Raw genomic sequence first — 22,655 nt, forward strand, 5'->3', positions numbered from 1 at the left:
CTTGTGAACCGTCCTACGCGATCTTGGGAAGTCATGAACTGTGGCCCAAATCGCCCCGATGCTAGTTTGCCTGACGTTCTCGGAGGGCAGGCTGTGACAATCAAAATGGCAGTTTCATCAGGTGTTTTATCAGTGTCGCTAATGGGCTGCGGGACTGCCGCAACGGTCCTGCAGGATGAAGCCGAAGCAGCGCAGGGGCTGCGCAGGCAAAAGACCTATTGCCAGTCCATCCCCCGTGTCTACAGCGGCCTGGCTTACGACTTCTGTGTATTGAATGCGCCGCCAGACCCTACGGGTTTTCTTGTACCACTCATATTGGTGGACTTGGCCGTGTCTGGCGCGCTGGACACCGTTGTCTTGCCGTACACGATTTACCGGCAAAGCGTGGACGGCAATATTTCCATCTATTGGCGACCTGCGCGCGGATAAAAATGCCGCGAGGTCCCTGTCGCAGTTGCTGGCCGCTTGCGGCTAGAGGCTTGCCGCTGCTTTTAAGCTATAATCCCGCCCTTTAGCTGTCTCTCGCCCCTTGCGAGGRCACATTAATTTTTGAGGCGCTTGCGCCTGCATGCAGACTAAAGAGGCTAGACCCCYGTGGCATTGACGATTCTTGGCCTGTCCGGCGCCCTTAGCCATGATCCTTCCGCAGCCCTGTACATCGACGGCAAGCTGGTCGCGGCGGCTGAAGAGGAACGCTTCGTACGCGATAAACATGCAAAGAACCGCATGCCCTACGAATCGGCGAAGTTCTGCCTGGAACAGGCTGGCATCAAGCCGTCCGACGTTGACGTGGTAGCGATTCCATTCGCTCCGATCAGCCTGTTCGGCAAGGCCCGCTGGCAGTACGCCAAGCGTTACTGGTATGCCCCGGACCGCGCCCTCGACGCGATCCTGATGGGCAACCGTCGCTACAAGCGCTATCGCAACAAGATCGTCTGGTGCCTGGAGCAACTGGGTTTTGATCCGAAGAAGATCAAGATCGAGCCGGTCGAGCACCACCTGGCCCACGCCTCCAGCGCTTATCACTGCTCCGGTTTCAAAGAGAAAACCGCGATCCTGGGCATCGACGGCAAGGGCGAGTACGCCACGACCTTCTTCGGTTATGGCGAAAACGGCAAGATCCACAAGATCAAGGAATTCTTCGATCCGGACTCCCTCGGCGGCCTGTACGGCGCGATCACCGAGTTCCTCGGATTCGATATGCTCGACGGTGAGTTCAAGGTCATGGGCATGGCGCCGTATGGCGATGCCAGCAAATACGACTTCTCGCGCCTGGCTTCGTTCGAAAACGGCGAACTGGTGATCAACACCGACTACGCCAACGTCATCGGCTTGCGTCGCTACAAAGAGAAGGGCAAAGGTTACTACTTCTCGCCGAAGCTGATCGAGTGGCTGGGTCCCAAGCGTGAAGGCGATATCGCCGACGAGCCGTACATCCACTACGCCGCCAGCATTCAAGCGCTGTTCGAAAAAATTGCGCTGCAGATGATCGACTACTACCTGGGCGACGTGCTCAAGCAAACCGGCAAACTGGCCTACGCCGGTGGCTGTGCGTTGAACGTCAAGCTCAACCAGAAAATCATCGCTCGCGACGACGTCAAGGAACTGTTTGTACAGCCTGCCTCCGGCGATGCCGGTACCGCGGTGGGCGCGGCAGCCTATGTGTCCCACGCCCGTGGCGTACCGGTCGAGAAGATGGAGCACGTCTACCTCGGCCCGTCGTACAGCAACGAAGACGTGATCGCCGCGTGCGCCCGTCACGCCGACAAGCCGACGTGGCGCAAGCTCGACAACATGCCGGAGCAGATCGCCAAGATCATGGTCGATGGCAACCCGGTGGCGTGGTTCCAGGGCCGCATGGAGTTTGGTCCGCGTGCACTGGGTGGTCGCTCGATTATCGGTTGCCCGAGCGTGGCCGGTGTGGCCGACCGAATCAATCACCAGATCAAGTTCCGCGAGCGCTGGAGGCCTTTCTGCCCGTCGATGCTCGACACTGTCGCTCCACAGATGATCAAGATCGATCACCCGGCTCCGTTCATGACCTTCACCTTCGAAGTGGCTGAAGAGTGGAAAACCCGCGTGCCGGAAGTCGTCCACGAAGACGGCACCTCCCGCGCCCAGGTGCTCAAGCGCGAATACAACCCGCGCTACTACGACATGATGAAAGCGCTGGAAGTGCTCACCGGCAACGGCGTGTCGCTCAACACCTCGCTCAACCGTCGCGGCGAACCGATGATCTGCTCGCCGACCGACGCCCTGAACATGTTCTTCGGTTCGGATCTACAGTATCTGATCATGGAAGACATCCTGGTGGTCAAAGAGGGCGCGAACGCCTATGACACGTTCGGCTGAACGCCATGTGCTGCAGTTCTGCCACGGCTATGACGGGCCGTTTCTGGACTGCGCACGGCAGTACGCCAGCCTGTTCGCTGGGACCGGTTATCGAGTGACCACGGTGTTTCTCACCGGGGTTGCCGATGCTGAAGTCGCCGCGCAATGCGCCAGCGATGAAGTGCTGTTCATGGAGTACAGCTCCAAAGCCATTCGCGGCCTGAAGCTGGGAGCCATCGGCGATCTGCGCAAGATCGCCGCGTCGCGCAACTTCAGTTTCTGCATCGCTCATCGCTTCAAGCCTATCTACATCGCCTTGCTCGGTACGTCGTYGCCGGTCATTGGCGTGCACCACGGGTTTGAAGACTACCAGCGCGGCAGCCGTAAACTGTTCGCGCATATATTCCGCAAGCGTTTGAGTTTGCTTGGCGTGTCCGACGCGGTGCGCGACGACATGCGCAATTGCCTGCCGAAGTGGCCGGCTTCGCGAATTCAGACCTTGTACAACCGTATCGACGTGGATGCCTTGCAAGCCACGCAGGTGTCGGCTCGCGAGGCCCGGGAAACCCTCGGGCTGGCGGCGGATGCCTGGATCGTCGGCAACGTCGGGCGGCTGCATCCGGACAAGGACCAGGCCACGCTGTTGCACGGTTTTGCCGAGGCGTTGCCGGGGTTGCCGGCCAACAGTCAGCTGGTGATTCTCGGTAAGGGGCGTCTGGAGGAGGACCTCAAGGACCAGGCCCGGGAACTGGGTATCGGTGACCGGGTTCTGTTCCTCGGTCAGGTGCCGGATGCGCGTAACTACTTCCGGGCCTTCGATGTGTTTGCCCTGAGCTCTGATCACGAACCGTTCGGCATGGTGCTGCTGGAGGCCATGGCCGCTGGTGTACCTTTGCTCGCAACGGCGTGCGGCGGAGCGAAAGAAGTGGTCGAAGGCGTGGGCATCCTGTTCCCGTTGGGCGATGCCGGGCGTCTGGCCCAAGGGCTGCAACATCTGGCTGGCATGGATGATCAGCAACGCCGACAGTGTGCCGAGTTAATGCTCGAGCGCTTGCGCGAACGCTTCTCCGATCGCGCGGTGCGCGATGCTTTCTGGCATTTGCCGCACGTTACCGAACTGGCACAGAGGGGCTGATGCTCAACCGATTTCAAGGCTGGCGCGAGCGTGGCTGGGCGGTAGTCGACGCCTCGACTTACGCCGAAACCTGGCAGCGTTATGGCGGCAGTGTCGCGACTCATCCCATGGTGGTCGAGCGGCTGGCGCAATTGGCGGATATTCCGGTGCGTTACCTGGCCTGGGTCCAGGGTGACGAGGTCAAGGCGGCGATCCCGACCTGGGGGCGCGACCTGGCCTTGTCCAAGGACGTGCTCAAGCGTCGCGGCAAAAAAGGTCTGTTCGACCTGGGCAACGCCGAGATCATCCTGCCCGCCGCTGCCGATACCCAAGCGCCTTTGCGCCATCGCGCGCGGTATCTGTCGGCGCTGAACGAAGGTCGTTTCACTGGCATCAAGTTGCAAGCCGAACAACTGGCCATGGCCCGCACACCCGAAGAACTGTCGAAAAAATTTCGCTATAACCAGCGCCGCGAATTGCGCTTGCTGGAAGAGGCCGGTGGCGTGGTGCGGCCGGTGTCCGAATTTTCCAGCACTGAACTGGCGGCGATTTATTGCGACCTGTTCCAGCGCCGCTGGGGCTTCCCGGCGACGGGTGCCGAGCGCATGACCGAGGTCGTCGAGTTGCTGCGCGAGTTGCTGATCGGCTCGGTGATTTTCCTCAACGATGCGCCGATTGCGATACAACTGGTGTACCGCGTCGAGACCCCGCAGTGGATCAGTGTCGAGTACATCAACGGCGGAGTCGATCCCGAGACTCGCGAGTTCAGCCCTGGCAGTGTGCTGAGTTTTCTCAATACGCAAAGCGCCTGGGAGCATGCCCGGGCACAGGACAAACCGTTGCGCTTTTCCTTCGGTCGCGCCGATCGTGAGTACAAGGATCGCTGGTGCAACCCCGTGCCGGTCTTCACCGTATGAGCCAAGCCATGAGCCGCAAACAGCAACTGCTCAAGCGCCACCGGCGCAATAAACGTATCGGCCTGTTGATTGCGCTGGTGCTGTTGATCGTCGTAGGTGTGCTGGTGGCCTGGTGGTTGCCGCTGGTGCTGGCGGTTCTTGGCTGGATTGCCCACGAAGCCTGGTTTGCCGACCATCTGTTCTACTCAGCGAAAGACGATTACCAGTACAGCTTCCCCCCGTATACGCCACAGCCCAAGGTGCACCTGAGCGGTGAACACTTGCGGCTGGACGAGGGCGTGATGCTGGTCGACGACGCGACGCTGGTGTTGGCCCTGCGGGTAAAAAGCACCTGGCTGGGGCGTTTTATCGATCCGGTGGTGGAGTTGGCGGGTGGCGAAAACCCTGATCGACAAACCTTCGAGCGGGGCGTGAACGGCCTGCGTTACCTCAATCTCAGTGGTCAGGCTCAGGCGCTGTCGCGCGGTGACCTGCGCTTGCGCGGGCGCTTCTGTCGCGTGTTTGGTGAGCCCGTGCTGTGGGCGTTCGAGCACTCGGATTACCGGCATCAGCGGGTGATGGTCATCGCCCCCCACGCCGATGACGCCGAACTGGCGGCCTACGGTTTGTACAGCCAGGCCGACGAAACCTGGATCGTCACGCTGACCGCCGGTGAAATCGAAGCCGAGCACTATCGGCAGATGGGCCTGAACAAGGTCGATGCGGCCCGCTTGAAAGGCCGCCTGCGCACCTGGGACAGTATCGCCGTGCCACGTTGGGCCGGAGTGCCCGAGGCTCACTGCGTACAACTGGGTTACTTCTGTCTGCAATTGGCGAGCATGCAGGCCGCGCCTGCCGTAGCGGCGGGATCGCGGGAAGCGGATATGAGTGATACCCGTCTGTTCCGCCGGTTGAATCCTTTCGTGCTGCCCGGCGATGTCGATGGCGCGCCGACCTGGAACAACCTGCTGGCGGATCTGCGAGAGTTGCTGCTGCGGGCCCGGCCCGAGGTCATCGTCCTGCCGCATCCGACCCTGGATCCGCATCCCGATCATATCTGCGCCCAGGCGGCAGTCCTCGAAGCCTTGCAAGGCCTGGACTGGCAACCGACCACGCTGCTGGGCTATGCCAACCACCTGCACGACAACGACCGCTGGCCGATGGGCGATACCGGTGACGGCATCGCCTTGCCGCCTGCCTTCGATCCGTCCCAACCGATGCAACCTTATTGCCTGCCCTTGCCGCTGGAGCAGCAGCGAGACAAAGCCATGGCGTTGGGCATGATGCACGACCTGCAACCGGCGATGCCGTTCAAGCGTCGCTTGCGTCGGTTGATCCAACGGTTGTTGGCCGGCCGCTTGCCGCCAACCTATGGCCAGAACGAATTCTTTCGCAAGGCAGTCCGGCGCCACGAGCTTTTGTGGTCCCTCAAGCACACACCAGGCAATGTTTCTCAGCGGGGAGAGTTATGAGTCAGCGGTCAAAGGTCCTGCAACTGCAGCCTGACTACAACGTCAAAGCCCATGATTTCGCCGACCTCGCGGAGCAAATCGTCAAGGCCCTGCCCAGTGAACGCTATGAAGTGACCGCCGCATTTTTGCGCGGCAAACCCGGGCCGGGTGAAGCGGTGAGCCGGGCCGACCGTTCGGTGTACTTCGAGTTTTCCGACAAGTCCCTCAAGGGCATGCGCCTGCGGGCCATGTGGCAGCTGTACAAGTTCTGCCGCCGGGAAAAATTCGATGTGGTGATCTGCAATCGCTTCAAGCCGGTCAACATGATGCTGGCACTCAACCGCTGGCTGAAAGTGCCTTTGTGCATCGGTATTTCCCACGGCTTTGGCGAGTACGACCGTTTTTACCGGCGCCGCCAGACCCAGCGCCTGATTGATCGTCACTGGCGCTTCGTCGGCGTGTCGCCTGCGGTGAAACAGTATCTGCTGGACTGTGACTGCGGCTTCACTGACCAGAATACCTACGCCATCACCAATGCCATCGACATCGAGCAAGCCGAAGGCCTGCAACACAGTCGTGAAAAAGCCCGTGAAATGTTGGGCATCGATCCGTCTGTGCGGCTGATCGGTGCGTTGGGGCGACTGGTGCCGGTCAAGGGCCATATCTATTTGCTGCAGGCCTTCGCGGCACTCAAGGACAAATACCCGAATACCCAACTGGCGATCATCGGAGCCGGCCGTGAAGAGTCGCGCCTGGCTGCGGAAATCGACCGCCTCGGCCTCAGCGGTCGCGCCCATTTGCTGGGGTTCAAGGAAATTGCCCTGCAGTACATTCGCGCTTTCGATATCTGGACCATGCCCTCCCTGGCCGAAGGACTCGGGTTGGCGCTGCTTGAAGGCATGAGCGGGCATTTGCCAGTGATCGCCTCGAACGTGCCGGCCATGCTGCCGCTCATCGAGGGTGCCGGTGGCCTGGCGATTACACCGAAGGATGTGCCGACGCTGCAGGCGGCGCTGGACACTTACCTCGGGCTGACGGATGACGAGCTCAAGGCCAAGGGCGAGCAGGCTTTCCGTTATCTGCAGCAACACCATGACATCGAGGAGTTCCGTCGCGAATACCTCAATCTGATCGACTCCGGCCTGGAACAGGCCCGCAAGGAACAGCCATGAACGACGCGCAACCCATCGTCACGGTCATCATCGCGTCGTATAACCATGCCCCTTACATCGAGGAAAGCATTCTCAGCGTCCTCAACCAGACCTATCGGAACATCGAGTTGCTGGTGGTCGACGATGGCTCGAAAGATGACAGCGTCGAGCGGATCAAGGCGCTGCAGGCAATCCATGGTTTCGATTTCCGGGTGCAGGAAAACCAGGGGCTGACCAACACCCTCAATGGTGCGATTGCCCGGGCCAAGGGCAGCCTGATCGTGCCGTTCGGTTCGGATGACATCATGTTGCCGGAGCGAATCGCCACCCAGGTCGCCCATATGGACGGCAAGCCCGAGGTCGGCATTTGCGCCGGTAACATCGAGTTGATCGATGCCGACGGCAATCTCTACCCCGAGAAGCGCCAACGCCGGGATGTACCGTTCCGTCGCCTGGACTTCRACGACATGTTCCTGGAGCGCAAGCCCTATCCTCCGGCTCCCACCCTGATGATCCGTCGCGAAGCGCTGGAGAAGGTGGGCGGTTTCGACCCGACCATTCGCCTGGAAGACTTGCTGATTGAACTGAAGGTGACCCATGCCGGTTACTTTATCGATGGTCTGAATGTGTTGATGGCGCGCTATCGCAAGCACGCCACCAACTCCTACAAGAACCACCGCTTCATGATTGACAGCATCCTGCGCACCTACGCGCTCTTCAGCGATCACCCGCTGTATGACGAGGTGCGCTACAAATTTCTCAACTCCATGTTCCTCAAGACCGCCAACCGTGATCGCAAGCTGGCGCGGGAGTTGCTGGCGCAGATTCCGTTCAAGGCCTGGAACAAGAAAACCTGGCGTGGGCTGGGGCGGATGTATTTCTCGCGGCTGGAGAAAGACTGAGCCAAAGGCGGGATTCAAGGGGGGGAGGCGGGGCATTGTCCTCGATGACATGCCCCGGTGGTTGCTTAACGTTGTTGAGCCGACTCCTCCGAAAGTTCTTTCCTCAGCTTCCTGTTCTGGCGCAACCAGTGCAGGGTTTTCTTGCCGGCATTGATACCGGGCTTTTCGATGTACAGGTAACTCAGGCTGCTGATGATGATCAGCAGGCAACTGCACACAGCCAGCAACGGCAGGAAGACCCAGGCTTGCCGGGCGTCGAGATGCAATACCGGCGGCAGTCGCTGCACCAGTACCCAGAGCACGAAACCGTGCAGCAAATACGTGCTGTAGCTGATTTCCCCCAGCCAGCGAATGCTGCGTGGTCTCAGGGCACCGAACAAGGTGTTGCCGGACGCCACGATCACAAAGAACAGTGAAAGCAGCAGCAGCGCTCCCAGGTTGAAAGCCCGGTTGAACACCGTAAAGGCGATCGCCAATGCGAGCAGGGCGATGATGCCCGCTAGCGGAGACAGGCTCCAGGCGACCCATTGTGGGCGGCGAACCCAGTACGCTGCAGCGATGCCGCCGAGGAAACTGGCCAGGAAGTGCTTCTTCAGCGAGTGTTCCCAGCCGACCACCTCGTACAGGGCATAGATGCCGATAAGGCACAGCACTGTCTGCATCCAGCCGCCGCGATAAATGAACAGCATGGCGGCCAGTGGCAGGGCCAGGTAGAAAAACAACTCGTACCCCAGCGTCCAGGTGACGTTGGATATCAGCATGCCGGTCTGGTGGTACTGGTTGACGTCTGGCCGGTCGAATATCAGCCAGGCCAGGGTCTGGCCAATGAGCTGGGTGCCGGAGTCCTTGAGTTCCCAGTCCTGCAAATAGAACACACAGACAAACACGGTCAACATCAGCGGCAGGTAGAGCGGGTAGAGGCGAAACAGCCGAGATACCGCAAATGCCAGCCAGTCGTGTTGCCGCCCATGGGTCAGCAAGCGGTCCCAGAACAGAAAGCTGGTGATCATGAAAAAGAGGGCGACGCTACCCTGGCCGAGCTGCGAGTAGAAGTTGCTCGGCGGAAAATCGATCACGCCGGTTTGCAGAAAGATCCAGGTAATGATCGAGTGGTGCACGAACACGCCGAAGGCCAGATACCCGCGTAAGCCGTCGATGCCGGCAAAGCGGCTTTCGCCGCGATGCTCCAGCTGTCGGGTGAATCTCGGCACGCTGCGCAACAGTAGCGCAGCAGTCGCGATGGCGAGCAGGTAGGCCGTCATCGCGATAAGCGGGTTGGTTTCTATCATCGGTGAGCCTGGGCAGGAGGACTCCCGGCCAGCACGTGCCTGTGCAAATTATCTACGTCGGATTGCGAAGCCACTGCAGCGTATCCCTGCAGCAGCGCTTCGAAGTGATCCTCGAACAGCCAGTGCCAATCTGATGCGTAGCGCTGCATGTGGCGCAGATTGCGCCGACGCAGCGAAGGGCTCAACGATGAAGGGTAAATCCGCAGGTCGGCCAGGTCGATCAGGCCGAACTCGCCGTCCTCCAGCACCAGCACATTACCCAGGTGCAGGGAGCGGAAGTAGACCCCTTGCTGATGCAGTTGGGCCATGAATTTGCCGAAGCGCTCCACCAGTGCCTGGCGCACCGCCGGGGCGGTGATGCCTTGCAGGATCTGGCGCAGCGTGTTGCCCGGCAAGGGAGAGTAGTGCACAGCGTTGCTGCCGTCTTCGAACCGGTAAAGGTCGAGGATGTGCGGTGTCGGGATGCCCATGTTGCGCAGTTGCACACTGTTGACGGCAAATCGATCGGAGTAGGGCGTGAAACTGCCCGAGGTGTACCAGCGGCGACGGCGGAACAGCTTGAGAAAGCTGCCATCGGTCAGGCGCAGGACTTTGGGGCCCAAACCATCTTCTTCGATGACCCGGGCATCGGCCGTCAGTTGTTGCAGTGCGCTTGGTGTCGCGGTCTTGATCGGCGTGTCCAGCAGGCGCCTGGCCCGTTGATTGATGCTCAATGCAGCAATCAGCGCCAACGGGATCCACAGCAGGAACCAGTGCTCCTTGGGGCGAGAGATAATTCCGCCACCTTCGGTCAGGCCCGCACCGATACCGAAGGCCAGCCAGGCTGAGGCAATGACAAACAGCGGTTGCACGCGATGGCGCCAGCTACTGATGAAGCTCCACGCGAGGAAGAACAGCCATGGCAGCAGACCGATAATGCCGACGTAGTAGAGCACGCCCAGGGCAAAGCTATGGGGCTCCTGAAGGGGGTAGCCGACGCCTGGGTCCAGGGTCAGTTCGGCGTTGTAGCCGTGCCCGATCCACGGATGATCAGTGATCCTGTCCATGGCCAATTGCCAGAGCTCGATACGAAAGGAGCTGCCTCTTTCGAGGATCTTGTCCGCAAACAACGCGAAAGTCGCCGTGCCGGTGATGAACATGGAGCCAAGCATGAAGACCGAGCGTCGATTCCAGCAGATGTAGCACAGCCACAGCGCGGCCAGCGTCAGTGCAACCAGTGGGGTCCTGGAGCCGGTGGCCAGGACGGCGGCGAACATGATCGCCATCGCCGGTATGCTTAACCAAAGTACCTGGTGTCGCTTGCAGGTCATGCTCAGGCTCAGCCAGTAAGTACAGAAAAAGCCGAAAGCGTGGGAGCTGAGCAGTGGATTGTCGAACGCGCCGACACCGATCAGGCGCATTTCCGGTTGGTAGATCTGGCCGAACCTGTACAGGTTATAGACAGAGGCAATCAGCGCCACCGTTGCGGCGCAGAACAGCAGGGGCTGAATGATTTCGCTGCGATAGCGCACCAGCAGGTAGCAGCCAACGAACAGCATCAGGGTATGCAATGGCGGTTTGAACTCACCAAAGTCGATGTCGCCGCCCAGTCCCCAGCGCAGACTGAGTAGTGCCCACGCCACAAACAGCAGGACTGCAATGACGATCGGTTCGTGCAGCAGTTCTTTGCTGAGCCGCGGACGCAGGCACAGCGCAATCAGTGCCGGAATGCTGAACAGGCCATAGTAAAGCTTGTGATGCACACTGCGCCCAGGCAGGAAAAACAGCGCACAAAGCAGTAATAAATAACCGAGCGGAAGGATCCACAAGCAAATGAAATCGAAGATTCTATTGGACGTGCTGTTCAAAGCGTTTGATTGCATGCTGAGTAACTTATTCCTGAATTGAGCGAGCGTACCAAGGCAGGGACATCTGGTGGGTATTTGACGCGCCACAATACACAGACTGTATGCGATTGCCAGAACCCTGGGGAAGCTGTGCTAAAGTCAGCGTCCTTTTTATCGACATTCGCGTGATATGACCGACTCCAGTCTCAGTGCAAGCCCATCGAGCTTGAAAATCTACTTCCGTCTGCTCGGCTATGTCCGGCCGTACATCAGCCTGTTCCTGATCAGCATCGTCGGTTTTCTGATTTTCGCTTCGACGCAGCCAATGCTGGGCTACATCCTCAAGTACTTCGTCGACGGTCTGTCCAACCCTGAAGCGGCGCTGTTTCCAACCGTGCCCTACCTGCGGGATCTGCAACTGCTGCAGGCGGTGCCGTTGTTGATCATCCTGATCGCTGCGTGGCAGGGATTGGGGTCGTACCTGGGCAACTACTTCCTGGCCAAGGTTTCCCTGGGCCTGGTCCATGACTTGCGGGTGCAGTTGTTCAACAACCTGCTGGTGTTGCCAAACCGGTATTTCGACAAGCATAACTCGGGGCACCTGATTTCACGTATCACCTTCAACGTGACCATGGTCACGGGGGCGGCAACGGATGCGATCAAGGTCGTAATTCGTGAAGGCATGACGGTGATCTTCCTGTTTGCCTCGCTGTTGTTCATGAACTGGCGCCTGACGCTGGTCATGGTCGCCATCCTGCCGCTGATCGCCATCATGGTGCGCACCGCCAGCAAGAAATTCCGCAAGCAGAGCAAGAAAATCCAGCTGGCCATGGGAGACGTGACGCATGTGGCGTCCGAAACCATCCAGGGTTATCGCGTGGTGCGCAGCTTCGGCGGTGAAGCCTATGAAGAGAAACGCTTCTTCGACGCCAGCCAGGGCAACACTGACAAGCAATTGCGCATGACCCGCACCGGCGCCATCTACACGCCGCTGCTGCAATTGGTGATCTACACCGCCATGGCCGTGCTGATGTTCCTGGTGCTGTTCCTGCGTGGCGATGCGTCAGCCGGCGACATGGTGGCCTACATCACCTTGGCCGGCCTGCTACCCAAGCCGATTCGCCAGCTGTCCGAAGTCAGCTCGACCATCCAGAAGGGGGTGGCCGGTGCCGAAAGTATCTTCGAGCAACTGGATGTCGAACCTGAAGTCGATACCGGCACCGTCGAGCGTGACGTCGTCAGCGGTCGCCTGGACGTGCGCAACCTCAGCTTTACCTACCCTGACACCGAGCGTCAGGTGCTCAATGACATCAGTTTCTCGGTCGAGCCCGGGCAAATGGTGGCGCTGGTGGGACGTTCGGGCAGCGGCAAGTCGACCCTGGCCAACCTGATTCCGCGTTTCTATCACCACGACAAGGGTGAAATCCTCATCGATGGCGTCGAAGTGGAACAGTACAAGCTATTGAACCTGCGTCGGCATATCGCCCAGGTGACCCAGCACGTGACCCTGTTCAGCGACACCGTGGCCAACAACATCGCTTATGGCGACCTGGCCGGTGCACCCCGTGAAGACATTGAAAAGGCGGCCAAGGATGCCTACGCAATGGACTTCATTGCTCAGTTGCCTGAAGGCCTGGACACCCAGGTCGGGGAAAACGGCGTGCTGCTTTCCGGTGGCCAGCGTCAGCGCCTGGCGATTGCCCGGGCGCTGTTGAAGAATGCTCCCCTGCTGATTCTCGACGAGGCGACTTCGGCACTCGATACCGAGTCCGAGCGGCATATTCAGGCAGCCCTGGATCAGGTCATGAAAGGTCGCACCACGCTGGTGATCGCTCACCGCCTGTCGACCATCGAGAAGGCCGACCTGATCCTGGTCATGGATCAGGGGAAAATCGTCGAGCGCGGCACCCATGATCAACTGCTGGCGCAAAACGGCTACTACTCGCGCCTCAACGCGATGGGCCTCGACGCCCCGGCCGAAGACATCGCCTGACCCCGAAAGGGCGAGCCTGGCTCGTCCTTTCGCGCGGGTGTCTGCATGTTGCAACGTTATCTCTGGAAATTGTTGCCCAAGCTACGAGATGCCTGGTTATGAATGAAGCCGATGCGTGTCGTCGCCTGGCGGGTTTTCGCTCAAAAAATGAGCAATAAATCCCGGCGAATCATCCGGTTGCAGCCACCGCACAAGCCGACACCAACCCTGTGTTAATATCGCGCCCCTGTTCATTCTGTATGTGGGTTGCACCATGAAGTTGTCCATGCCGCGATTCGATCAAGCCCCCGTCTTGGTGGTCGGCGATGTCATGCTCGACCGTTAYTGGCATGGTGGTACCTCACGGATTTCTCCTGAGGCGCCGGTGCCGGTGGTCAAGGTAGATCACATCGAAGACCGCCCGGGCGGTGCTGCCAACGTTGCCTTGAACATTGCCGCCCTGGGGGCTCCGGCTTCGTTGGTCGGTGTCACCGGCGACGATGAAGCCGCCAACAGCCTGGTCAACAGCCTCAAGGGCGCCGGCGTGCGGGCCATCTTCCAGCGCATTGCGCACCAGCCGACCATCGTCAAGCTGCGGGTCATGAGCCGTCACCAGCAATTGCTGCGTATCGACTTCGAAGAGCCCTTCGCCACTGACGCGCTGGCGCTGGCTGTGCAGGTCGATGAGTTGCTCGAAGGCATCAAGGTGCTGGTGCTGTCCGACTACGGCAAAGGCGCGCTGAAAAACCATCAGGCGCTGATCCAGGCTGCCCGTGCCCGTGGCATTCCGGTGCTGGCCGATCCCAAGGGCAAGGATTTCTCGATCTACCGCGGTGCGAGCCTGATCACACCGAATCTCAACGAATTCGAAACCATCGTCGGTGGTTGCGCCGATGAGCACGAATTGGTGAGCAAGGGCGCGCAGCTGATGCACGACCTGGACCTCGGTGCCTTGCTGGTGACACGTGGCGAGCACGGCATGACCTTGTTGCGTCCGGATCACCCGGCGCTGCACTTGCCGGCTCGTGCCCGTGAAGTGTTCGACGTGACCGGTGCTGGCGATACGGTGATTTCCACCCTGGCGGCCGCGATTGCCGCTGGCGAAGAGCTGCCTCACGCGGTGGCTCTGGCCAATCTGGCGGCCGGTATCGTGGTCGGCAAACTCGGTACGGCGGCCATCAGTGCGCCGGAATTGCGTCGTGCGATCCAGCGCGAGGAAGGTTCCGAGCGCGGTGTGCTGGGTCTTGAGCAACTGTTGCTGGCGGTCGACGATGCCCGCGCGCACAAAGAGCGGATCGTGTTCACCAACGGTTGCTTCGATRTCCTGCACGCCGGTCATGTGACCTACCTCGAACAGGCGCGGGCCCAGGGCGATCGTTTGATCGTTGCGGTAAACGACGATGCATCGGTCAGCCGCCTGAAAGGGCCAGGCCGTCCGATCAACAGTGTCGACCGGCGCATGGCGGTGCTGGCCGGTCTGGGGGCGGTGGACTGGGTCATCAGTTTCCCGGAAGGCACTCCGGAAAACCTGCTGAGCGCGGTCAAGCCGGATGTGCTGGTCAAGGGTGGTGACTACGGGGTCGACCAGGTGGTCGGCGCGGACATCGTGACGGCCTACGGTGGCACCGTGAAAGTGCTGGGGCTGGTGGAAAACAGCTCGACCACCGCGATTGTCGAGAAGATCCGCAAGTCGTAGGAGCTGGCGTAGCCTGCGATCTTTTCCGGTAGCCTGGGGATCGTAAAATCAAAAGATCGCAGCCTGCGGCAGCTCCTACATGGAGTACGCAGGCTGCGATCTTTTGCGTTTAAGTGCTTACTTTTTTACGCGGCACGATTTTCTTCAGCAGCAACTTGGCCTTCCCACGTAACCGCGCCAACCCCGAATCCTTCCCCGGAGGGGTCAACCCCTGCTGTCTCACCCAGTCCTTCCAGCGAATCCGCTCATCGCGCACCAACCAGCCTTCCTGTCGGGCAAAACTCTCGGCCAGGTACAGGCCGCGCGTGCTGGCCGGGTACAGTTGATCCTTTTTCAGGGTATACAGCTCAGCCATCGGATGGCCGTCCTGCAAAGGCATCAAGTACAGATCGGGACGCTTGCGGTCGAGGCGGGCGACGAGTTGATCGCCTTCCAGTCTTTCATCGACATGGAACAGGCTCAGGGATTTGGCTTCCTTGGGAACGTCCAGGCGCAAGTCGTAAATCAATTGCAGTGACGCCGTCGGTAAATGCACGTAAGCCCGCGGACGCTCTATCAGCATCAGATTGGCGCAACGTACCGGCCGAGCCGAACCGGACAAAGGCGACAAGCGAAACGGCAGGGCTTCACGGTAATGCAGGGCGGCCGAGTAGGGCGTCGGCAGCCAGGTGTCATTGAACCGCCCACCGAGCCAGCCTTCCGGAGTTTCCAGCAGGCATTCTTCGGCTATCTCCTGGATCGCCGTGTGCAAGGGCAGGTTCAGCTCATGAGCCGGCACGTAGCCGGAGATCAGCTTGAGCACCACATCGCCACGGTCCTGCCGGCGTTGGCGCACCAGCACCCAGTAATCGCGATTCTGCCAATGCAGGGTCAGGCGCACCGAAACCCCGAGGTTGGCCAGCTCCAGGGAAAACCGTTCGCTGTCGCCGACCGTCACCGGACGACGACGTTGCAGGGTCTGGGAGAAATTCAGCGGCCTGCCGACGCTCTGATAAGCCAGGCCTTCGGGAGTCGCTTCGACGAATAACGGCAGGGTCTTGAAGTTGCTCGGGTTCTTTCTGATGAGCGTACGCGACATGTCGGCTCCTGCTTAAGGCCGCGTGGGCGGCGTCAGTGGCTACGTAGGACCTGGGCAACGGTCGCGACATTGTGGGCGAGGTGCAGCGGATTGATGGTCCCGACAATAGCACTGGCAACACCCGGATGTTCAAACAACAATTCGAAACTGGCGCGCACCGGATCCACGCCCGGACTCAGGCAGACATGACCGCTGGCGAGGGCTTTCTTGACCAGAATGGCTTTGCCGTGTGCAGCAGCATAGTCAATGACGGCCTTCTCGTTTTGTTCGTTCAGATTGTAGGTGACCATCGCGCAGTCGCCTTGCTCCAGGGCCTTCAGGCCACCGTCGACGGTTTTGCCGGAAAAGCCGAAACCGCGAATCTTGCCTTCGGCCTTGAGCGCGGCGAGGGTCTCGTAGACTTCGCAGTCATTGAGGATCGCCAGGTCGTTGCCATCGGAGTGCACCAGCACCAGATCGATGAAGTCCGTTTCCAGGCGTTGCAGGCTGCGCTCCACCGACATACGTGTGTGTGCGGCGCTGAAATCGTGAAGGGACTGGCCGTCGGCAAACTCTTCACCCACCTTGCTGACAATCACCCAGTCCTGGCGCTGACCGCGCAGCAACGGGCCGAGGCGTTCTTCGCTGCGACCATAGGCAGGTGCGGTGTCGATCAGATTGATACCCAGGTCGCGGGTGAGCTTGAGCAACATGTGCGCTTCATCGTCATCGGGAATCCTGAAGCCGTTGGGATACTTCACCCCTTGGTCGCGGCCCAGTTTCACCGTGCCAAGGCCCAAGGGTGAAACCACCAGGCCGGTACTGCCCAGGGGGCGATGCAGGTCGTGCAGGGTCGGTTGGCTCATGGCAGCAGTTGCTCCCAGGCAGGTACGCCCATCGGTGGCTTCGGCAGTTCAGGCAGTGCTGGCGGGTGGCTTGGCTGGATACCGTCGCGGGTCAGGCTGGCGATCACACGGTCGGCGAAGTCCGGCGCCAGGGCGAGCTTGGTCGGCCAGCCCACCAGCAGGCGGCCTTCTTCTGCGAGAAACGCATTGTCGGGGCGGGTCAGGCCGGATTGCAGGGGTTCGGCGCGATCTACGCGCAGGGTGGCCCAACGCGCCGTGCTCAAGTCGATCCACGGCAGCAACTGGCCGAGTTCTTTCTGTGCGGTGGCGATTTGCTCGGCAGGCTCACGGGCCACGCCTTCAGATTCCGCGATATCGCCGCCCAGATACCAGACCCATTGGCCATCCGCCGCCGGGTGTGTGGTCACGGTGATACGGGGTTTGGTACCACCGCCCAGGCAGTGGGCGTACAGCGGTTTGAGGCTTGGACCCTTGGCGATGATCATGTGCAACGGGCGGCGCTGCATGGCGGGCTGGCTCAGGCCCAGTGCTTCAAGCAATGCCGCCGTCCCGGCACCGGCGCTCAGGACGATGCGTTGGGCACGGATTTCGCGCTCATCCACCTTCAGGCCGACCAGCACGCCACCTTCCAGCAACGGCTCGATTCTCTGCCCTGCGAGCAAACCATCTCCCGCCAGATCGGCCAGGCGCTGGATCAGGCTCGGCACATCGACCACCAGTTCCGCCAGGCGATAGACCTTGCCCTTGAAGCGTTTGTCTCGCAGGGCAGGCGGCAATTGCTCGCCCTTGACCTGATCGACGCGACCGCGCACGGCCTTGCTGGCAAAAAAACTGGTGAGGTTGCCGGCGAGGGTGCCGGGGGACCACAGGTAGTGAGCTTCGGACAGCAGGCGCACGCCGGACAGATCCAGCTCGCCATCACCAGCCAGGGCTTCGCGCCAGCGGCGCGGCATGTCGGCGATGGCTTCCGAGGCGCCGGTCAGGGCGCCGTGCAGCGCGTATTTGGCACCGCCGTGGATGATGCCCTGGGACTTCACGCTCTGCCCGCCGCCGAGGCTGGCGCTTTCCACCAGCACGGTCGAAAAACCCTGGCGTCGCAGGCGCGCATTCAGCCAGAGGCCGGCGACACCAGCGCCGACAATCAGAACGTCGGTGGAAATAACGGATGGCATGCAGCGACCTCTGTGTTCAAGACGAGGGCGCAGTATACAGACTCGACGAAGAGCAGATTTGTTGGCGGATGCAAAACCTGTAGGAGCGAGCCTGCTCGCGATGAGGGCGTGTCAGTCGATATCAATGTCGACTGATACACCGCTATCGCGAGCAGGCTCGCTCCTACAATGAATCGTGCTTCGGATTTAGTGCCCGGCAGTTTTGGAGAACAGCTGGATCACCACAACACCCAGCACAATCAACGCCATCCCCAGCATCGCCGGCACGTCCAGTTTCTGCCCGTAGATAAACAGTGCCGCGACGCTGACCATCACGATCCCCATGCCGGCCCACACGGCGTACGCCACACCCACCGGAACGCTGCGCACCACCAGGGTCAGCATCCAGAAGGCAATGCCGTAGCCGAGAATGACCAGCACCAATGGCAGCGGGGTGCTGAGGCCTTTGACGGCTTTCATCGAAACAGTGGCAATCACTTCGGCGCAGATGGCAATGGCCAGGTAGTAGTAAGCGGTCATGGTTCAATCCTCGTGTGAAGTGTTGCTCTCTGAGGTCGGCATTCTAGTGATTCGCCAGATGCGGTAAAGTCATTACCTATCTGTTTATAAGATGGGTTGAGCCATGAGCATGCAATGGAATCTGGAGCAGTTGCGGTTGTTTGTCAGCGTAGCGGAGCAGCGTTCGTTTTCTGCCGTGGCGCGGGATCAGTGCAAGGCGCAGTCGGCGGTCAGCAGTTCGATAGCGTTGCTGGAAGAAGACCTGGGTGTCAGCCTGTTCGACCGTAGCAGCGGGCGTCAACCGAAGCTCACTGAAGCCGGTACGGCATTGCTGGACGAAGCGCGGGAGGTGTTGCGCCAGTGCGAACGGCTCAACGGCCGGGCGCTGGCAATGATGCGCGGGCAGGAAGCGCGATTGCGTGTGGCGCAGGATGAAGCGATGCCGTATCAGCCGATCATCGAAAGCTTCGAGGCCCTGGCGGAAAAATTCCCCAGCCTTGAAGTGCAACTGACCAGCGCCGCCCAAGGCGATGTCGCGCGCAAGCTGGTGGAGCGGCGCGCCGATCTGGGGCTGCTGTTCTTTCACGATCAGATTCCCGAGGCACTTGAGCGGCGGGTGCTGGGCAGCGTGGAAATGGTCACGGTGTGCGGCAAGGATCATCCGTTGGCGCGTAAAGGCGCAGTGGACAGTCAACAATTGGCGCAACATCGGCAGTTGCTGATGTCCACGGCGTCGAGCATTTATCCCGGCAGTGACCCGGCCAGCCCGCAAGTCTGGCGCGCCGACAGTTTCTATGTGATGGCCGAATGGCTGGTACGTGGCCTCGGCTGGGCCTGGTTGCCACGCCACGTAGTGCAGTACCCGACTTATCAGAATCAGATGGTCGAACTGGTCAGCGAATGGACCCCGCCGGCTCTGGTGGTGGAACTGGTATGGCGCCGGGATGAGCCGCTAGGTCCGGCCGCGCGCTGGCTCGCCGAACGTTTTGCCGTGCACTTGCAGACGATTGGCGAAAAAAGCCGATAAACTCCGCCGCCATGAATAGAACTCTCTACACCGCGCTGTTTTATCTGGGGCTGCCATTGGTAGCGATTCGGCTTTGGCTGCGCGCGCGCAAGGCGCCTGCCTATGCCAGGCGCATCGGCGAGCGTTTCTCCTGCGCGATGCCGACGATGAAACCTGGCGGCATCTGGGTGCACGCCGTGTCGGTGGGCGAAAGCATTGCTGCCGCGCCGATGATCCGCGCCTTGCTGGCGCGTTATCYGAATCTGCCGATCACCGTGACCTGCATGACACCGACCGGGTCGGAACGGATCCTGGCACTGTTCGCCAATGAGCCGCGCATCCAGCACTGCTATCTGCCTTACGATTTGCCGTGCGCCGCCCGGCGCTTCCTCGATCGGGTCCAGCCGAAACTGGCGGTGATCATGGAAACCGAACTGTGGCCCAACCATATACATCAGTGTGCCAAACGCGGGATCCCCGTGGCGCTGGCCAATGCGCGACTGTCCGAGCGTTCGGCCAAGGGCTATGGCCGGTTTCCCAAGCTGACCCAGCCGATGCTGGCCGAGATGAGCCTGTTCGCGGTACAGACCGAAGCCGAAGCCCGACGCTTGCGCGACCTCGGCGCGCGGACGGAAACCGTCGAAGTGACCGGATCGATCAAGTTCGACCTGACCATCGACCCGCAACTGCTGGAGCGTGCTGTTGAGCTGCGCGGGCAATGGCAGGCGCTGGAGCGACCGGTGTGGATCGCCGCCAGTACTCACGAGGGCGAGGATGAAGTGGTGTTGGCAGCCCATCGTCAGTTGTTGGCCAGTCACCCCGATGCCTTGCTGATTCTGGTACCGCGTCATCCGGAGCGCTTCAATTCGGTGTACGGGTTGTGCCAGCAACAGGGGTTTGCCACGGTCCGGCGTTCCAGCGGCGATGCGGTCAGTGCGAATACGTCGGTGCTGCTGGGCGACACCATGGGCGAGTTGCTGTTTCTCTATGCCCTGGCGGACAGTGCATTCGTCGGCGGCAGCCTGGTGCCCAACGGCGGGCATAACCTGCTGGAGCCGGCGGCCCTGGCTAAACCGGTGTTGAGCGGTCCGCATCTTTTCAACTTCCTCGAAATCGCCGCCCAGTTGCGCAGTGCCGGGGCGTTGCAGGAAGTGGAGGATGCTGAAGGGCTGGCGGTGGCGGTGCAGCGTCTATTCGAACTGCCGCGAGATGCGCAGCGCATGGCAGAGGCCGGGTTGAAAGTGATGCGCACTAATCAAGGTGCGTTGCAGCGGTTGCTGGACGGGTTGGGGCGGTTGATCGACAACTCTTCAGTCCGCCAATGATCCTGTGGGAGCGAGCTTGCTCGCGATGGCGGCTGAACATTCAACACTTAAGTTGCCTGTCAGTCAGCGATCGTCGGAACGCCGCCCGGAGCAAGCTCGCTCCCACAAGGTTTGTGCTGCCTAAAATCTGATGGTCAAGGCCGGGCTTTCAACTGCTCAGCCGCAGCCTTGGCCAGATCTGGTGGCAGGAAATCCTTGTCCGGGTTGTAGTTGGGATTGAGCCAGCGTGCCAGGGTTTGCAGGTCCCCCGGATTCAACGTGCCGGCCTGTTGCTTCAAGCGCAGGTTGTCGAGGATGTAGTCGTAGCGGGTGTTGTTGTAGTCGCGCACCGAGGTGTAGAGCTGGCGCTGCGCATCCAGCACGTCGACGATGTTTCGCGTACCCACCTGATAGCCGATTTCAGTCGCTTCCACCGCGCTCTGGTTGGAGATGATCGATTGCTTGCGCGCCTGTACCTGCTCGACATCGGTGTTCACCGCGCGGTGCAGGTCGCGGGTATTTTCCACGATGCTGCGGCGCAGGGATTCGCGTTGCTGCTCGGTCTGGTCCAGCTGTGCATACGATTGACGCACCTGGGAGTTGATCAAGCCACCACTGTAGATCGGGATGTTCAGTTGCAGGCCAACGGTCGTTTGCTCGGCGTTGCCACCGAACGGCACAGGCTGGTTATTCGGGTTGCTGAAGCCCAGTGCGTCGTTGTCGCCTTTCTCGTACTTGGCTATCGCATCAACCGTTGGCAAGTGCCCGGACTTGCGCTGCTTGAGGGTTTGCTCGGCGGCGCTGACAGCATAGTTGCTGGCCAACAGATTGAGGTTCTGCCTGCCCGCCGTTTCGACCCAGGCCTTGGCGTCGTTTGGTACTGGCGGCAGGATCGGCAGGTTATGGCTGATGCCCCAGATCGAGTTGTACTGGCGGTTGGTCAGGGTGATCAATGCTTCAAAGGCGTCGTCCACCTGGCGCTGCGCAACGATCCGGTTGGCGCGTGCGGTGTCGTAGCTGGCTTGTGAGTTCAATACGTCGGTCTTGTCCGAGAGACCAACATCGAAACGCTCGTTGGATTGATCGAGCTGACGTTTGAACGCCGCTTCTTCAGCCTTGGTCGAGGCCAGGTTGTCCTGGGTGCGCAGCACGTTGAAATAGCTGTTAGCGGTTTGCAGGATCAGGTTTTGCTCGGTCGCCGAGAGTTGCAGGGCGGCCTGTTCGTTGACTTCCTTGGCGGCCTGGAACTGGAACCAGCGGTCAGCCCGGAACAGCGGCTGCGCCAAAGTGGCCTGGTAGGAATGAGCGTCGCGGTTGAGCGTGGAGGATGGCTGATCGAGATCCGTACGCACCTCGGAAATATTCGCGCCGCCCGAGAGGTTCGGCAGCAGCCCGGCGCGGGCCTGGGGTACGACTTCCTTCTGCGCGCCGTATTGGGCGATGGCAGCCGCCAGGTCGGCGTTGTTGTTGACGGCTTCCTGATAAACGCTGACCAGGTCCGTCTTGTTCGATAGGGGCGCATCTGCTGCCCAGGCCAATCCGTTGGACGCACAAGACACGGCAAGGGCCAGTGAGAGTTTGCGCAGCATAGACGATCCCTAGAATTGATATTACAGAGGTAATTTGAGCGCCAAGGCTAAGGCCCCGCTTTGACAGCGTCAATGCCGGCTCAGCGTAGCGAGTGTAGTTGCGCATTCAGGCGGCAACAATCCTGATACTGCGTGTAATTACGCCATTCATCATGGTATTTGCAGTGGGGTTGGCGTTCTTTGCCAGTTGTGTCTAGACTGGCCGGGTTCTTGTCGGGGTGCCTTGCTATGAGGCTGAGATCGAATAATTTCGGATCCCGTTGAACCTGATCAGGTTAGCGCCTGCGTAGGGAACAAGATTTCTCGTCACCCGGCGAGTCCTCTTGTGCTTCGTCCGGGATGTTGTTCGACAATCGAACACCCCTCGAGTATTGAGCACAGCACAGCTGGTTTTCCCAGCGCCCGTGCGTCCATTCGTTTACAGGTTCGCTCCGACAAAAAATCCACTGCCTGGATGTTTGTCTGGAGAGCCCGTGATGACTACAAAATCAAAAATCGCAACCAATCTGAGTGACTCGGCCAAGGTCGATCAGCA

At 60.3% G+C, this 22,655-nt stretch carries 18 protein-coding genes and 1 riboswitch; of the genes, 11 read left to right on the top strand and 7 right to left on the bottom strand.

Translation table 11 applies throughout. The features are described from left to right. Nucleotides 1–93: 93 nt before the first annotated feature. From ACXRVY_RS04550 to ACXRVY_RS04580, 7 genes are all read left to right on the top strand, one after another. Nucleotides 94–429, top strand: coding sequence for a YceK/YidQ family lipoprotein (locus tag ACXRVY_RS04550; RefSeq protein ID WP_223461725.1), 336 nt, complete (start codon nucleotides 94–96; stop codon nucleotides 427–429). A 165-nt stretch (nucleotides 430–594) separates the two neighbouring features. After that, nucleotides 595–2,352, top strand: a complete 1,758-nt coding sequence (locus ACXRVY_RS04555; RefSeq protein ID WP_223461727.1) for a carbamoyltransferase family protein — start codon at nucleotides 595–597, stop codon at nucleotides 2,350–2,352. Further along, nucleotides 2,336–3,466, top strand: a complete 1,131-nt coding sequence (locus ACXRVY_RS04560) for a glycosyltransferase (RefSeq protein ID WP_458237063.1) — start codon at nucleotides 2,336–2,338, stop codon at nucleotides 3,464–3,466. The genes ACXRVY_RS04555 and ACXRVY_RS04560 overlap by 17 nt, the downstream gene beginning before the upstream one ends. Then, entirely contained in the window at nucleotides 3,466–4,362 is an 897-nt protein-coding gene (locus ACXRVY_RS04565) for an antimicrobial resistance protein Mig-14 (RefSeq protein ID WP_223461730.1), read from the top strand. The genes ACXRVY_RS04560 and ACXRVY_RS04565 overlap by 1 nt, the downstream gene beginning before the upstream one ends. Before the next feature lie 8 nt (nucleotides 4,363–4,370). Then, entirely contained in the window at nucleotides 4,371–5,813 is a 1,443-nt protein-coding gene (locus ACXRVY_RS04570) for a PIG-L deacetylase family protein (protein ID WP_223461732.1), read from the top strand. Beyond that, nucleotides 5,810–6,964 carry a glycosyltransferase family 4 protein gene (locus tag ACXRVY_RS04575; RefSeq protein ID WP_223461735.1) on the top strand — a complete coding sequence of 385 codons (1,155 nt, stop codon included), beginning with the start codon at nucleotides 5,810–5,812 and terminating at the stop codon, nucleotides 6,962–6,964. Before ACXRVY_RS04570 ends, ACXRVY_RS04575 begins: the two co-directional genes overlap by 4 nt. Further along, on the top strand, nucleotides 6,961–7,845 hold the full coding sequence (locus tag ACXRVY_RS04580; RefSeq protein ID WP_458237064.1) for a glycosyltransferase: 885 nt from the start codon (nucleotides 6,961–6,963) through the stop codon (nucleotides 7,843–7,845). Before ACXRVY_RS04575 ends, ACXRVY_RS04580 begins: the two co-directional genes overlap by 4 nt. Nucleotides 7,846–7,910: 65 nt before the next feature. Here ACXRVY_RS04580 and ACXRVY_RS04585 read toward each other — a convergent pair whose 3' ends face one another. Together ACXRVY_RS04585 and ACXRVY_RS04590 are read right to left on the bottom strand one after the other, a co-directional pair. Further along, nucleotides 7,911–9,134 carry an acyltransferase family protein gene (locus ACXRVY_RS04585; RefSeq protein WP_223461739.1) on the bottom strand — a complete coding sequence of 408 codons (1,224 nt, stop codon included), beginning with the start codon at nucleotides 9,132–9,134 and terminating at the stop codon, nucleotides 7,911–7,913. Next, nucleotides 9,131–10,996, bottom strand: a complete 1,866-nt coding sequence (locus tag ACXRVY_RS04590; protein WP_223461742.1) for an O-antigen ligase family protein — start codon at nucleotides 10,994–10,996, stop codon at nucleotides 9,131–9,133. Before ACXRVY_RS04590 ends, ACXRVY_RS04585 begins: the two co-directional genes overlap by 4 nt. 154 nt (nucleotides 10,997–11,150) lie before the next feature. Here ACXRVY_RS04590 and msbA point away from each other — a divergent pair, with 154 nt between their 5' ends. Both msbA and hldE read left to right on the top strand, forming a co-directional pair. Continuing rightward, nucleotides 11,151–12,953: a lipid A export permease/ATP-binding protein MsbA gene (gene msbA / locus ACXRVY_RS04595; protein ID WP_007996569.1), complete on the top strand. Its 1,803-nt coding sequence runs from the start codon at nucleotides 11,151–11,153 to the stop codon at nucleotides 12,951–12,953. 253 nt (nucleotides 12,954–13,206) lie between these two features. Continuing rightward, a complete protein-coding gene (gene hldE, locus ACXRVY_RS04600) occupies nucleotides 13,207–14,628 on the top strand; it encodes a bifunctional D-glycero-beta-D-manno-heptose-7-phosphate kinase/D-glycero-beta-D-manno-heptose 1-phosphate adenylyltransferase HldE (RefSeq protein ID WP_458237065.1) in 1,422 nt (473 codons plus the stop codon). A gap of 109 nt (nucleotides 14,629–14,737) precedes the next feature. On the opposite strand, the gene ACXRVY_RS04605 is transcribed toward hldE, so the two are convergent. The 4 genes from ACXRVY_RS04605 to ACXRVY_RS04620 form a co-directional block, all read right to left on the bottom strand. Then, entirely contained in the window at nucleotides 14,738–15,706 is a 969-nt protein-coding gene (locus tag ACXRVY_RS04605) for a metal ABC transporter ATPase (protein ID WP_223461746.1), read from the bottom strand. Nucleotides 15,707–15,738: 32 nt separating this feature from the next. Continuing rightward, a complete protein-coding gene (locus ACXRVY_RS04610) occupies nucleotides 15,739–16,551 on the bottom strand; it encodes an aldo/keto reductase (protein WP_223461748.1) in 813 nt (270 codons plus the stop codon). Next, a complete protein-coding gene (locus ACXRVY_RS04615; protein ID WP_223461750.1) occupies nucleotides 16,548–17,723 on the bottom strand; it encodes an NAD(P)/FAD-dependent oxidoreductase in 1,176 nt (391 codons plus the stop codon). The genes ACXRVY_RS04610 and ACXRVY_RS04615 overlap by 4 nt, the downstream gene beginning before the upstream one ends. 186 nt (nucleotides 17,724–17,909) lie before the next feature. Then, nucleotides 17,910–18,242 carry a DMT family transporter gene (locus ACXRVY_RS04620; RefSeq protein ID WP_007977444.1) on the bottom strand — a complete coding sequence of 111 codons (333 nt, stop codon included), beginning with the start codon at nucleotides 18,240–18,242 and terminating at the stop codon, nucleotides 17,910–17,912. A gap of 103 nt (nucleotides 18,243–18,345) precedes the next feature. Here ACXRVY_RS04620 and ACXRVY_RS04625 point away from each other — a divergent pair, with 103 nt between their 5' ends. Beyond that, entirely contained in the window at nucleotides 18,346–19,248 is a 903-nt protein-coding gene (locus ACXRVY_RS04625; RefSeq protein ID WP_223461752.1) for a LysR family transcriptional regulator, read from the top strand. Between the two features lie 11 nt (nucleotides 19,249–19,259). Beyond that, nucleotides 19,260–20,552 (top strand): lipid IV(A) 3-deoxy-D-manno-octulosonic acid transferase, encoded by a 1,293-nt coding sequence (gene waaA / locus ACXRVY_RS04630; RefSeq protein ID WP_458237066.1) that lies wholly within the window; start codon nucleotides 19,260–19,262, stop codon nucleotides 20,550–20,552. Nucleotides 20,553–20,686: 134 nt separating this feature from the next. On the opposite strand, the gene ACXRVY_RS04635 is transcribed toward waaA, so the two are convergent. Next, complete coding sequence (locus ACXRVY_RS04635) at nucleotides 20,687–22,120, bottom strand: TolC family outer membrane protein (RefSeq protein WP_223461755.1); 1,434 nt, start codon at nucleotides 22,118–22,120, stop codon at nucleotides 20,687–20,689. Nucleotides 22,121–22,324: 204 nt separating this feature from the next. After that, nucleotides 22,325–22,430: riboswitch (TPP riboswitch) on the top strand. The last annotated feature ends 225 nt before the right edge of the window (nucleotides 22,431–22,655 follow it).

The sequence above is a fragment of the Pseudomonas sp. P5_A2_2 genome, assembly GCF_054177685.1.

What these genes read in the sequence shown, in the direction of transcription:
- ACXRVY_RS04565 (WP_223461730.1), top strand. Translation starts at nt 3,466, where the DNA reads ATGCTCAACCGATTTCAAGGCTGGCGCGAGCGTGGCTGGGCGGTAGTC.
- ACXRVY_RS04570 (WP_223461732.1), top strand. Translation starts at nt 4,371, where the DNA reads ATGAGCCGCAAACAGCAACTGCTCAAGCGCCACCGGCGCAATAAACGT.
- ACXRVY_RS04575 (WP_223461735.1), top strand. Translation starts at nt 5,810, where the DNA reads ATGAGTCAGCGGTCAAAGGTCCTGCAACTGCAGCCTGACTACAACGTC.
- ACXRVY_RS04585 (WP_223461739.1), bottom strand. Translation starts at nt 9,134, where the DNA reads ATGATAGAAACCAACCCGCTTATCGCGATGACGGCCTACCTGCTCGCC.
- ACXRVY_RS04590 (WP_223461742.1), bottom strand. Translation starts at nt 10,996, where the DNA reads ATGCAATCAAACGCTTTGAACAGCACGTCCAATAGAATCTTCGATTTC.
- msbA (WP_007996569.1), top strand. Translation starts at nt 11,151, where the DNA reads ATGACCGACTCCAGTCTCAGTGCAAGCCCATCGAGCTTGAAAATCTAC.
- ACXRVY_RS04605 (WP_223461746.1), bottom strand. Translation starts at nt 15,706, where the DNA reads ATGTCGCGTACGCTCATCAGAAAGAACCCGAGCAACTTCAAGACCCTG.
- ACXRVY_RS04610 (WP_223461748.1), bottom strand. Translation starts at nt 16,551, where the DNA reads ATGAGCCAACCGACCCTGCACGACCTGCATCGCCCCCTGGGCAGTACC.
- ACXRVY_RS04615 (WP_223461750.1), bottom strand. Translation starts at nt 17,723, where the DNA reads ATGCCATCCGTTATTTCCACCGACGTTCTGATTGTCGGCGCTGGTGTC.
- ACXRVY_RS04620 (WP_007977444.1), bottom strand. Translation starts at nt 18,242, where the DNA reads ATGACCGCTTACTACTACCTGGCCATTGCCATCTGCGCCGAAGTGATT.
- ACXRVY_RS04625 (WP_223461752.1), top strand. Translation starts at nt 18,346, where the DNA reads ATGAGCATGCAATGGAATCTGGAGCAGTTGCGGTTGTTTGTCAGCGTA.
- ACXRVY_RS04635 (WP_223461755.1), bottom strand. Translation starts at nt 22,120, where the DNA reads ATGCTGCGCAAACTCTCACTGGCCCTTGCCGTGTCTTGTGCGTCCAAC.